The sequence below is a fragment of the Gemmatimonadaceae bacterium genome, assembly GCA_036273715.1.
Classification (GTDB): domain Bacteria; phylum Gemmatimonadota; class Gemmatimonadetes; order Gemmatimonadales; family Gemmatimonadaceae; genus JADGGM01.
Genome location: DASUHB010000048.1, coordinates 39667 through 52118, shown reverse-complemented (window position 1 = coordinate 52118; position 12452 = coordinate 39667). Strand labels below are relative to the sequence as shown.

The 12452-nt window shown below is 67.1% G+C and carries 11 protein-coding genes; 2 read left to right on the top strand and 9 right to left on the bottom strand.

Annotated features, from left to right (window positions below; translation table 11 throughout):
• Positions 1 to 64: 64 nt before the first annotated feature.
• From VFW04_10645 to VFW04_10605, 9 genes are all read right to left on the bottom strand, one after another.
• Positions 65 to 1219 carry a serine/threonine-protein kinase gene (locus VFW04_10645; protein ID HEX5179780.1) on the bottom strand — a complete coding sequence of 385 codons (1155 nt, stop codon included), beginning with the start codon at positions 1217 to 1219 and terminating at the stop codon, positions 65 to 67.
• Positions 1216 to 2691, bottom strand: coding sequence for a diguanylate cyclase (locus VFW04_10640; protein HEX5179779.1), 1476 nt, complete (start codon positions 2689 to 2691; stop codon positions 1216 to 1218). Before VFW04_10640 ends, VFW04_10645 begins: the two co-directional genes overlap by 4 nt.
• Positions 2684 to 3679, bottom strand: a complete 996-nt coding sequence (locus VFW04_10635) for a threonine/serine dehydratase (GenBank protein HEX5179778.1) — start codon at positions 3677 to 3679, stop codon at positions 2684 to 2686. Before VFW04_10635 ends, VFW04_10640 begins: the two co-directional genes overlap by 8 nt.
• A 69-nt stretch (positions 3680 to 3748) precedes the next feature.
• Positions 3749 to 6265 carry a DNA gyrase subunit A gene (gyrA, locus tag VFW04_10630; protein HEX5179777.1) on the bottom strand — a complete coding sequence of 839 codons (2517 nt, stop codon included), beginning with the start codon at positions 6263 to 6265 and terminating at the stop codon, positions 3749 to 3751.
• A 145-nt stretch (positions 6266 to 6410) separates the two neighbouring features.
• Positions 6411 to 7310 carry an NAD(P)-dependent oxidoreductase gene (locus VFW04_10625; GenBank protein HEX5179776.1) on the bottom strand — a complete coding sequence of 300 codons (900 nt, stop codon included), beginning with the start codon at positions 7308 to 7310 and terminating at the stop codon, positions 6411 to 6413.
• A 45-nt stretch (positions 7311 to 7355) separates the two neighbouring features.
• A complete protein-coding gene (locus VFW04_10620; GenBank protein HEX5179775.1) occupies positions 7356 to 7580 on the bottom strand; it encodes a hypothetical protein in 225 nt (74 codons plus the stop codon).
• Complete coding sequence (locus VFW04_10615) at positions 7573 to 8115, bottom strand: SRPBCC family protein (GenBank protein HEX5179774.1); 543 nt, start codon at positions 8113 to 8115, stop codon at positions 7573 to 7575. The genes VFW04_10620 and VFW04_10615 overlap by 8 nt, the downstream gene beginning before the upstream one ends.
• Positions 8112 to 8492: a thioesterase family protein gene (locus VFW04_10610; GenBank protein HEX5179773.1), complete on the bottom strand. Its 381-nt coding sequence runs from the start codon at positions 8490 to 8492 to the stop codon at positions 8112 to 8114. Before VFW04_10610 ends, VFW04_10615 begins: the two co-directional genes overlap by 4 nt.
• Position 8493: 1 nt before the next feature.
• A complete protein-coding gene (locus VFW04_10605) occupies positions 8494 to 9537 on the bottom strand; it encodes a zinc-binding dehydrogenase (protein ID HEX5179772.1) in 1044 nt (347 codons plus the stop codon).
• A 100-nt stretch (positions 9538 to 9637) separates the two neighbouring features.
• Between VFW04_10605 and odhB the strand changes: the two genes are divergently transcribed.
• Entirely contained in the window at positions 9638 to 10924 is a 1287-nt protein-coding gene (odhB, locus tag VFW04_10600; protein HEX5179771.1) for a 2-oxoglutarate dehydrogenase complex dihydrolipoyllysine-residue succinyltransferase, read from the top strand.
• Positions 10925 to 10979: 55 nt separating this feature from the next.
• Entirely contained in the window at positions 10980 to 12386 is a 1407-nt protein-coding gene (lpdA, locus tag VFW04_10595; protein ID HEX5179770.1) for a dihydrolipoyl dehydrogenase, read from the top strand.
• Positions 12387 to 12452: the final 66 nt, after the last annotated feature.

Genomic DNA, 12452 nt, shown 5'->3' with positions numbered 1-12452 from the left:
ACCAGTCAGCCGTTTTCATGCCGCGCGACCATGTAGCCGGCGGCAATGCGCACTCGCCCGATAGTCAGCGCTCCCGAGCAGCCGACGCGAATGCCGAAGCGAACAGCGGCGCCGTCGCGTACCGGTCCCCCGGATCCCGGGCCAGGCTGCGCAGCAGGACCTTCTCCACGCCCGCCGAAAACCCGAGCTCGGGACGCATCGCCCGCAGCGGGGTAGGGTCGCCCTTGAGCCGCGCGATCATCATGTCCTGCTGCGTCTTGCCCGAGAACGGCAGCTGCCCCGTGAGCAGCTCGTACGTCATGAGACCGAGCGAGTAGATGTCGCTCCTCGCATCGAGGGCCTTGCCGCGCAATTGTTCGGGGCTCATGAACTCCGGCGTGCCCAATACGATCCCCGTCGCCGTCAGCTTGCGCACTTCGGCGCCCACGCGTCGTTCCTTGGCCAGCCCGAAATCCATCACGACCGCCCGCGTCGTCCCGTCGGGCCGCGGGCACAGCATCACGTTCTCCGGCTTCAGGTCCCGGTGCACGATGCCGAGCTCGTGGGCCACGTGCAGCCCCGCGGCAATCTCCGACACGAACTGGGTCACGACGCCTAACGCAAGCTGCCCTTCGCGGATCGCGCGGTCGCACAGCAGCTCGCCGTCCATGAACGGCATCACGACGTACACCATGCCGCCCGGGGCCCCGCCTAACCGAATGATGTGGCAGACGTTGGGGTGCGCCAGCTTGCCGCCCAGCTCGGCTTCGCGCCTGAGGCGCGCCATCGCGTTGTCGTCCCGGCTCAGCGCGGGCGACAACATCTTGATCGCCAGCCGGTCGCCGGTCTTCGTGTCCGTCGCCCGGTACACGAAGGACATCCCGCCCTCTCCCACCTTCTCCTCGATCCGGTACCGTCCGTCCAACGTCTGCCCAACGAGCGGCGCCGGTTCCGCCGCCGGCTCGCGAACGTCCGTCGCCGGCACCGCGCTCGCCGCCGAGGACGATCGCGATCGCCTGCTGTGGCGCGCCGCCCGCGCTTCCTCCGGATGCACCGGTTCGAAGACCCGCGCGTGCGACGGCGCCCGTCCCGGCGCCTCGGCCGGCTGCGCCGGCGGCGCGGGCGCCGCGGGCGGCGGCGAAATCGACACGCTTTCGAGGCGCGTTCCGTCGCGCGTGCAGAAGCGCGCCTCCTCCGGATAGGTCGCGCCGCACGTCGGACAGTACGTGCCCTGGCTCACGAGCACACCCGGTTGCGCCCTTGCGCCTTGGCGCGATACAACGCCTCGTCGGCGACGGCGATCAATTCTTCCGGCGAGTTCACGCGCGGCGATGGAACCGTCGCCACACCGATGCTCACGGTCACGCGCAACCAGCCGTACTCTCCTCCCGTCACCGGCGGCGTTTCTTCGACGCGCGCGCGAATGCGCTCGGCTAACGCAACGGCGCCCTCTTCGCCGGTCTCCGGCAGCACGACCACGAATTCCTCGCCGCCGAACCGCGCCACGACGTCCACCGCGCGCGCCTCCCGTTGCAGCACGCGTGACACACCGCGCAGCACCTCGTCGCCCACCACGTGGCCGTACGAATCGTTGATCGCCTTGAAGTGATCGAGGTCCACCATCAGCACCGAGAGATGCAACGCGTACCGGCGCGCGCGCTCGAGCTCCGACGTCAGGCGCTCCATGAGGGCGCGCCGGTTGTGCGTTTGCGTGAGCGGGTCGGTGAGCGCCAACACCTCGAAGCGCGCCTTGTCGGCGCGGGTGGACTCGATCATCTGCGCGCGGCGGATCGCCGCCACCGCCGCGCGCACCACGGTGTCGGCGAATTCGACGTCGGATGTCGCGAGCGGCGCTTCGTCCAACAACGTGCGCAGAAAGATCACACCCGCCTGCTCGCCATCCAGACGAAACGGCAAGGCGACCACCGACCGATACGGCACGAGCGTGCCGGCTGCGGCCCAGTCGAGGCGTACGTCGTTGTACAACGCGCTCGCATCCACATCTTCGATGAGCACCGGCTCGCCGGTCTCGAGCGCCGCGCGGATTTCCGGATACCGCTCGAGGCGGATCTCGAGGTGCGCCAGCCCGGGCGCCTCGTACGCCGCCGCCACGACGCCCACCTGGTCGCCCGGCCTGGCCAGCACCAGCGAGCAGTGCGAGATGTCCAACGCCCGCGCGACCCGCCTAACGAGAATGTGGTACAGCTCTTCCGACGAGAAGTCGCCGGTCACCTCGTGCAGGATGTCGACGATCTTGCGGCGGTTCTCCGCTTCGGCGCGCACGCGGTCCAGCTCGACTTCGGTGGACCGCAGCGCCGAGCGCGCGTGCAGCAGCTCTTGGCGCACGCGCAGCTGCATGCGGATGCGCGCGAGCAGCTCGCGCACGTGAAACGGCTTGCTCACGAAGTCCGTGGCGCCGAGGCTCAGCAGCCGCGCGGTGGCCTCATCGGTCGGCAGCGCCGAGACGACCAGCACCGGCATGTCGCGCCACCGCGGATCGGCGTTGATGCGGTGCAGGAGATCGTATCCATCCACGCCGCGCATCATGACGTCGAACATCATGAGGTCGGGCTCGTGCTCCGCGAGGGCCTCGAGGACGCGCTCACCGCCTAACGTAACGGTGACGTCGAATCCCTGCTCTTTGAGCAGCCACGAGATGGTGCGCGCGAGGACGTCGTCCTCGTCGGCGATCAGAATCCGCGGCCTATCCATCCGCCAGTAGCTCGCGGAGCCCCGACCACTCGATGTTGCCCCCGCTCAAGATGGCTACCGTCACGCCGCGCGCCTCCACGAGTCCCGCCTGTAGCGCCGCAACCGTGATCGCACCGCTCGGCTCCGCCACGATCTTGAGACGGTCGAGCAGGTAGCGCACCGCTTCGCGCATGGCCGCGTCGTCGACGAGCACCACGTCATCGATGAACGCCTGATGGTGCGCGAATGGAATCGCGCCGATCTCGACCGCCAGCAGGCCGTCCGCGAGGCCGGATGTCTTCGCGAGACGCACGGGCGCCCCGTGCTCGCGGGCCCGCGTGAGCTTCGGAGCCCCGCGGGGCTCGACGCCGATCACGCGGGCGCGCGGCGCCAGCGCCTTGATCGCCGTCGCGACGCCCGCGCTCAACCCGCCGCCGCCCACCGGCACGAGCACCGTCTCCACGTTAGGCACATCCTCGGCGATTTCGAGGCCGGTGGTGCCCTGGCCCGCGATGATGACGTGGTTGTCGTAAGGCGGCACCAGCGTCATCCCCTCCGCCGCCACGAGTTCCGCGGCGCGCGCCATGCGGTCCGCCGTCGTCGTGCCGGCCAGCTCGATCCGGGCGCCTAACCGTTGGGCGCCCGCGCGCTTCGCCGCCGTGACGGTGGTCGGCATCACCACCGTGGCCGGCACGCCGAACAGCCGCGCCGCCAACGCAACCGCCTGCGCGTGATTCCCTGAGGAGGGCGCGACCACGCCCCGCGCGCGCTGCTCTTCCGTAAGGCGGGACAGGAACGTGTACGCGCCGCGGAACTTGAACGCGCCGCCCCGCTGGAGCATCTCGGGCTTCACGAAGAGCTCGCCCGCTCCGAGCCCGATGGTCAGTGCCAGATCGTCGGCCGGCAACAACGGCGTTCGCACCGCCACGCCTCGCAGCACGCCCGCCGCGGCGCGAATGTCGGCGAGACTAACGAGACGCGTGCTGGTGGACGGCGCCGTCGACGTCATGATCGCACTCTCTATGAGAGACCCGGTCCCGCCGGAGGCACGAACGAGCCGCCTGTGCGGTGCGTGCTGCTACTGCTCTTCCTCCGGCGCGAGCGTCACCGGTTCATCGCCTTCATCGCCGCCGCCCTGCTCGTCGTCCTCGATCACCACACGCGCCACGTCGCACACCCGATCACCCTCGTCGAGGTTGACGAGCTTCACACCCTGCGTGTTGCGGCCGCTCACGCGAATACCCTTCACCGGCATTCGAATCACCACACCGTGCTTGGTGATCAGCATCAGTTCATCGTCCGGCAGCACTTCCTTGAGCGCAACCACGTCGCCGGTCTTGTCGGTGCGATTGAGCGTGATGATCCCTTTGCCGCCGCGCTTCTGCACGCGGTATTCGTCGATGGGCGAGCACTTGCCCATGCCCTTCTCGGTGACGACGAGCAGCGTTGCCTCGCGCTTGATCACCACCATCCCCTTCACGATGTCGCCCTCTCGCAACTCGACGCCTTTCACACCCGTCGTGTCACGGCCCATCTCGCGCACATCCTGTTCGTGGAACCGGATCGACAAGCCGTGCTGCGTGGCGAGCACGATGTCGTTGTTGCCGCTCGTCACCTGCACGTCGATCAACTGATCGTCGGGCTCGACCTTGATCGCCTTGATGCCCGTGGTCCGCGGATTCGCGTACTGCGACAGCGCCGTTTTCTTCACCGTCCCCTGCCGTGTCGCGAACAGCAGATACTGCGATTCGCTGAACTCTCGCACGGGTACCATGGCCGAGATCTTGGTGTCGGCCGAGACGTTGATCAGGTTGACCACCGCCTTGCCCTTCGCCGCACGGCCCGCCTGCGGGATCTCGTGCACCTTGAGCCAGTAGCAGCGCCCGTCGTCGGTGAAGAACAGGATGTAATCGTGCGTCGATGCGATGAAGAGATGCTCGATGAAGTCTTCGTCTTTGAGCGCCTGCCCGTTGTTCCCGCGTCCACCGCGCCGCTGCTTCTTGTACGTCGATACCGACGTGCGCTTGATGTAGCCGGAGTGCGACACGGTGACCACCATGTCCTCTTCGGCGATCAGGTCCTCGATCGTGAATTCGCCTTCGTCGCTCGTGATCTCGGTGCGCCGTTCGTCGCCGAATTTCGCGGCGATCTGTTGCAACTCGTCCGTGAGGATCTTCATGCGACGATCGCGCGACGCCAGAATGCCGCGGAACTCCTTGATCTGCGCGCGCACTTCGGTCAGCTCTTCCTCGAGCTTCTCGCGCTCCAGCCCGGTGAGCTTGGCGAGCCGCATGTTGAGGATCGCGTCCGCCTGCTTTTCCGACAGCTTGAACCGCCGCTGCAGCTGGCCGCTGGCCTGCGGAGTGTCCTCGGCCTTGCGAATGAGCTTGATCACCTCGTCGATGTTGTCGACGGCGATCTTGAGCCCCTCGAGGATGTGCTCCCGCTCGAGCGCCTTGTCGAGATCGTACTGCGTCCGCCTAACGATGACCTCGTGGCGGTGCGTGATGTAGTGCTCGAGCAGCTCCTTGAGCGGCATCACCTTCGGCACGAGCTGGCCAGTGTGCGCATCCGGCACGAGCGCCAGGTTGATGACGCCGAAGGTGGCCTGCATCTGCGAGTGCTTGTACAGCTGGTTGAGCACCACGCGCGGAATCGCATCGCGCTTGAGCTCGATCACGATGCGCATGCCGTCGCGGTCCGACTCGTCGCGCAGGTCGGACAAGCCCTCGACCTTCTTTTCGCTGTGCAGCGCCGCGATCTGCTCGACCAGCTTCGACTTGTTGACCTGATACGGAATTTCCGTGACTACGATTTGCGACTTGTTCGAGGACTCCTTCTCCTCGATCACCGCGCGCGCCCGCATCACGATCCGTCCGCGGCCCGTGTCCTGATAATCCCGGATGCCCTGGCGCCCGTAGATGTAGCCGCCCGTCGGAAAATCCGGGCCCTTGATCAGCTTGCGCACATCGCCCGGCGTCGCGTCCGGATTGTCGATCAGATGCACCACTGCGTTCACGACTTCCCGCAGGTTGTGCGGCGGAATGTTGGTCGCCATGCCGACCGCGATGCCCGACGACCCGTTCACCAACAAGTTGGGGAATCCGGCCGGCAGGACCTTCGGCTCCTGCAGCCGGTCGTCGAAGTTAGGCGCGAACTCGACCGTGTTCTTGTCGATATCCGACAGAAGGTCGGTCGCCAGCGGCATGAGGCGCGCTTCGGTGTACCGGTAGGCGGCCGCGCTGTCGCCGTCCACGGAGCCGAAATTCCCCTGGCCGTCTACCAGCGGATAGCGCAGGGAGAAGTCCTGCACCATGCGCACGAGCGCATCGTAGACGCTCACGTCGCCGTGCGGATGGTATTTGCCTAACACATCGCCGACCACCGTCGCCGATTTCTTGTACGGCCGCCCCGGCACGAGCCCCAGCTCGTTCATCGCGTACAACACCCGCCGGTGCACGGGCTTGAGTCCGTCGCGCACATCGGGCAGCGCGCGCGACACGATGACGCTCATCGAATAGTTGATGAACGACTCTTTGATCTCTTCGTCGATGAGCCGGGAAACGATGCGTTCGCGGTTGTTCGGGGCGGTCATGCGGGTACGGCGGAGGAGAACGATTGCGGGAAGGTCATGGCCCGAAATCTAATCCGCGCGGAGGCCGCGGACAACGGGCGACCGGCAATCTAAGCTCTTGCAGGTTCGCGGCTTACGAAGCAGGCTCATCCGCGATTCTACTGGACTAGCGTCGCGTCCGCTGCCGGCCGCCCTCGCCACCCATAACTTCGCGCACCGCGGCCGCGTCTTCCTCGCCTAACCCGGCCTCGACGGCGCGCGCGAACTGCTCCCGGATCACCGCCGTCGCCGGTAGAGCAAGCCCCTGCTCCGCCGCACTCGCCAACACCAGATCCAGATCCTTGAGCATGAGACGGGTGCTGAACTGCGCGTCGTACCGGCGCTCGAACAAGAGCGGCGATTTGTAGCCCACGAATGGAGACGCGAGCACGGAGCTCAGGAGCGTCTCGCGGAAGAGATCGAGTGGAAGACCCGACTTATCGGCCGCCGCGATCGCTTCGGCGAGCAGCTCGATCGTGCCGCCCACCAGCAGATTCATCACGAGTTTGAGCGCACTTGCCTGGCCGATCGCGCCGGCGCGGATAATCTGCTTGGCCATCACCAGCACGATGCCCGACACATCCGCCACCGCCGCCGCGTCCCCGCTCACGATGGCCACCAGCGTGCCCGATGTCGCCTGGCCGATGCTCCCCATGACCGGCGACTCGACGTACCGCGCGCCCGCCTTCCCGCACTGCTCGGCGAAGCGCACGGAGTCGGCCGGCCCAACGGTGGACGTATTGATGATCGTGCTGCCCTCGCGCGCGCCGGCCAACGCGCCGCGGCTTCCGCCTAACACAGCCGACACCGCCGCCGGGTCCGACACCATCACCACGATGACGCGCGCTCCCGCCGATGCGTCCCGCGGGCTGTCGGCCACGCGCGCGCCGCGCTTGATCAGCGCGTCCGCGCGACCCGGCGTGCGATTCCACGCCGTAACCAGATAGCCGGCATCGACGAGTCGGTGTGCCATGGGGTTGCCCATGGCGCCCAACCCGAGAAATGCGACCGGTGCCCCGGTATCCATGCCACCAACTTACCACGCCGCCGCCGGACAGCCAGGGAGCGTCCGTTAGTTGCGCGTCCCGCGCCGCACGTCGAAGATCGCGCTCCGCCGGCATCGGGGGCAGATGAGCCACTCGCGCCGCCGAGCATAACCGAGGCCGAACGACCCGCCGCCGATCGGCCGCTTGGTCATCGCCACGTGACAGCGCGGGCACAGTGGCGCGTCGCCCCGCACGAACGCATCGCGGATGCCGGCCTGTTCGGTCGCGTCGTACTGCGCCCGATCAGCCATCGTCAACGGGGAACGATGGCCGCGCTGCGCCATCCTCCTTCTGAGCCGAGTCATCCGGCGCCGACCGGAGCGGGCCCGATGTCGCCTCGATTTCTCCACGGGGTCCGGGATCGCGCTGAATCGCGGACTTGAGTCGCGACAATTCGAATCGCATGTGCATCGCCACCACCGCTCGCCCAACGGTGCCCCATGCAAGCGCGGCAAGGGGCGAACCGCCGTGCACCTCGTACGAACGCCGCACCAGCGTCTCCGCACCATCGGCGACGAAACTCCACCGCTCTTCGCCGCGCCACGGGCCATCGTAGGTGAACGCGACTTCGCGATCGCTCGTCGCCTCGATGACGTACTCGAAGCGCAGGCCGCCGAACAACTCGAGCGCGAAGTGATCGCCGGCGCCTAACACGGGACTCGACGTGTGCGGCACGAGACGGACGTCGGGCGCCATCCAGTCCTGCGCGCGCTTCACCGTGAGGAGCGCGCGCATCGCCTGCGCCGGCGTCGCCGGCACCACGACCAGCTCCTCGATGCGCGTCATATCGTGACCAGCAACGCGCGCACGGCATCCGGAATCGCAACGGTTCGGCGTGCGTCGTAATCGTACATCACCTGCACGGTGTGCCCCTCCGCGACGACGCGATTGTCGTCCGTCGCCCGAATCACGTACGACCACACCCAGGCCTTCGTTCGCACTTCACTCGTCGCGATCTCGATGTCGAGCGGTTGCCCGATCATCGCCTCGCTCACGTATCGGACCGTCGCTTCGGCCACGATGAACGGAAAATCCGCGTCGCCGTGCATCCGATCGACCCACGCGTGGTGCCGCGCCATCTCGAAGTATGTGAGATACACGGCGTTGTTGGCATGTCCTTTCGAATCGTAATCCGCGTATCGCGTTTCGAGCGGGAACCGCATGTCAATCGGCCCCGCCCACGCGCAGCACGATCTTGCCGAAATGGTCGGGCGACGCGAGCCGCTCGTACGCGGCGCGCCCATCCCCCAGGTCGAACACCGAGTCGATGACCGGCGACAGATGCCCGCGCTCGAACGCGCGCAGCATGGCGTCGAGCTCGCGATCGTTGCCCATCGTCGAGCCGAGGATGGACCACTGATTCCAGAAGAGCCGGCGGACATCGGTCTCGACCATCGGCCCGCTCGTCGCGCCGCAGGTGACGAGTCGCCCGCGCTTGCCTAACGCCATGAGCGACTGCGTCCACGTCGCCTCGCCCACCGTGTCCACGACGACGTCCGCGCCGCGCTTGTTCGTGCGCGCGCGCACTTCCCGCGCCACGTCCTGCGTGCGGTGGTTGAACGCGGCGTCAGCGCCTAACGCAAGCGCCTGCTCGAGCTTCGCGTCGCTGCTCGACGTGACCCACACGCGCGCACCGTGCAGCTTGGCAATCTGGAGCGCCGTGAGCGCCACGCCGCCGCCGATCCCCCAGATCAGCACGAGATCGCCCTCGTGCACGCCGGCGCGCGTCACCATCATTCGCCACGCCGTGAGCGCCGCCAACGGCAGCGCCGCCGCGACCTCCCACCGGACGCCGGACGCAATGCGCCGCACGTTGGGCGCCGGCACCACGAGATATTCCGCACACGTGCCCGGCACGTGCTCCCCCAGAATCTTGTACGACACGCACAACGACTGCTCGCCGTCGCGACAGTACTCGCACGTACGATCGCTGAGACCCGGCTGGATGAGCACCCGGTCGCCGACCACGACATCGTGCACGTCCGCGCCGACCGCATCCACGATCCCTGCACCGTCGGAGCCAACGACCCAGCCCGGCGTGATCGTGATGCCGGGCAGACCACCCAACACGAAGAGATCGAGCCGGTTGAGCGCCGCCGCGCGGATGCGTACGCGCACGTCGTTCTGCGTGCGCAACTCCGGTGTCGGAATCTCGCGCACTTCGAGACGGTCGAATCCCCCATGCGACGAGATGGTAAGTGCTCGCACGATGATGTCGTCGAGTTATATTTGGAGTTTGAATGCTACCGAGCGCTCGTGCGCGGAGCAACGCGCGGTACAATTCAGTTCTACCACACGTGTCAACGCTATGATTTCGATCAAGGTGCCGCCGCTCGGTGAATCGATCGTCGAAGCGACGGTCGCGCGCTGGGTCAAGCGCGAGGGCGACACGGTTGCGCAAGGTGATACCGTCGTCGAGCTCGAAACCGACAAAATCACCGTCGAAGTTCCGGCGCTCAAAGCCGGCACGCTCGTCAAGCGCCTCCACCAGGAAGGCGATGTCGTCAAAGTAGATGACGAGCTCGGCCAGATCGACGAGACGGCCACGGCATCAGCGCCGCGCGCCGGAGCAGCGTCGGCCGCAGTCGGTGCAGCATCGTCCGCGCCCGCTGCCACCGTAGCGCCGCCGGCGCCGCCACCACCGTCAGCGCCTGCGCCGACACGCGCCTCACCGGCCGCTCGTCGCGTCGCCGACAACGCCGGAATCGACCTGGCTGCCGTGTCGGGCAGCGGTCGCGGCGGCATGGTCACCAAGAGCGACGTGATCGAAGCACACGCCGACGGGGCACGCGCCCAACAGCCGCGCGCTGCAACCGCAGCTCCTGCGGCTCACGCGGCTCCGCCCGAGCCGGCACGGGCTCCGGCGCCGCGCCCAACGGCGTCGGCGCCCAGCGCCGAAGGCCGCGAGACGCGCGAACGCATGACGACGCGCCGCAAGCGCATCGCCGAAAATCTCGTGCAGGCACAGCACGCCACCGCACACCTCACGACCTTCAACGAAGTCGATATGTCGGGGGTCATGGGAGTCCGCGACCGCCTGAAGGAACGCATCGAGAAGCAGCACGGCGTCAAGCTGACGTTCATGCCGTTTTTCGCGCGCGCAGCGACGATGGCGCTCGCGGCCTATCCGGTTGTGAACGCGCAGATCGACGGCGACACCATCATCTACAGGCACTACGTGAACCTCGGCATCGCCGTCGCGTCGGATCAGGGACTCGTCGTCCCGGTGATCAAGGATGCCGATCGCATGGGGATGATCGAGTTCAGCCGCCAATTGTCGGCCGTTGCCGCGCGGGCGCGCGACGGTAAGCTCACCATGGATGACCTCACCGGCGGGACCTTCACGATTACTAACGGCGGCGTATTCGGCTCGCTGGTCTCGACGCCGATCCTGAACTATCCGCAGGTCGGCATCCTGGGCCTGCACAAAATTCAGGAACGCCCGGTCGCGGTGAACGGCGCCGTCGCGATCCGCCCGATGATGTACATCGCGCTGTCGTACGACCATCGCCTCGTCGATGGCCAGCAGGCCGTGCTCTTTCTCGTGCGCGTGAAGGAGCTGATGGAAGACCCGGCGGCCATGCTTGTCGATTAGGCGCGCGCGGCGCGCGGGAACATCGTCCGCGCGCTTCTCGTTTACTGGTTAGGCAATGGCAGATACGCTTTCTCCCGACGTCGTCGTCATCGGCGGCGGTCCAGGCGGCTACGTCGCCGCGATCCGCGCCGCGCAGCTCGGCCTGTCCACGGTGTGCGTCGAAATGGACGCCACTCTTGGCGGCACGTGCGTGAACGTCGGATGCATCCCGTCCAAGGCGCTCCTGCAATCGTCCGAGCACTTCGAGTTCACCCGCACGCATCTCGCAGACCACGGCGTGAAGGTCGGCGACGTGACGCTCGATCTTCCCACGATGCTCACGCGCAAGGATCGGGTCGTCTCCGCCAACACGCGCGGCATCGAGTATCTGTTCCGGAAAAACAACGTCACCTGGGCGAAGGGGCGCGGCGCGCTGCGCCCGGGAAACGTGGTCGAAGTGCGCGCGGCGGATGGCACGATCACGACCTATCGAGCGCGCGACGTCGTCATCGCGACGGGCAGCGTGCCCATCGCGCTGCCGTTTCTTCCGTTCGATGAAGACCGCGTGCTGTCGAACGTCGGGGCGCTGACGATGCCCGAGGTCCCGCGACATCTCATCGTGATCGGCGGCGGCGTGATCGGCCTCGAGCTCGGCTCGGTATGGCGCCGGTTAGGCGCAGAGGTCACGGTCATCGAGCTCTTGCCGTCGATTCTCGCCGGCACCGATGCCGACGTGGTGAAAGAAGCCGACAAGGTGTTTCGCGCGCAGGGACTCGCGATCCGCACCGGAACCAAGGTCACCGGCGCCACGCGCGACGGCGGCGCCATCCGCATCGAGATCGAATCCAACGGCGCCAGGGAAACGCTCACCGCAGACCGCGTGCTGGTCGCCGTTGGGCGCAAGCCATCGCTCACCGGGATCGACGCGGCAGCGCTCGGACTGGCCGTGGGCGCGCGCGGCGAGATCATCGTCGACAAGCAGATGCGCACGAACCTGCCGCACGTCTTTGCGATCGGCGACGTGGTGGGCGGCCTGCTGCTCGCGCACAAGGCGGAAGAGGAAGGCGTGGTGGCCGTGGAGACCATCGCCGGCCGGCGTACGGAGATGAACTATCGCCCGGTGCCGTCGATCGTGTACACGTGGCCGGAGATCGCGGCCATCGGCCTAACGGAACAGCAGGTGCAGGACAGCGGCCGCGAGTACTGCGTCGGCCGGTTCCCGTATTCGGCGAACGGACGCGCGCGCACGGCGGGCGAGACGACCGGGTTCGTCAAGCTGATCGCCGACGCGCGAACCGATCTGCTGCTCGGCGCGCACATGATCGGACCGACCGTGTCCGAGCTCGCCGCCGAGCTGGTGCTGGCCTTCGCCTACGATGCATCGGCCGAAGATGTCGCGACCACCATTCACGCGCATCCGACGCTGAGCGAAGCGACCAAGGAAGCCGCGTTAGGCGTCGAGGGTCACGCCATCCACATCTAGAGGCAGTTTGCTCGGTGCAGAAAAAAAAGGCGCACGCCCGAGAGCGTGCGCCTTTGTGTCGACCTT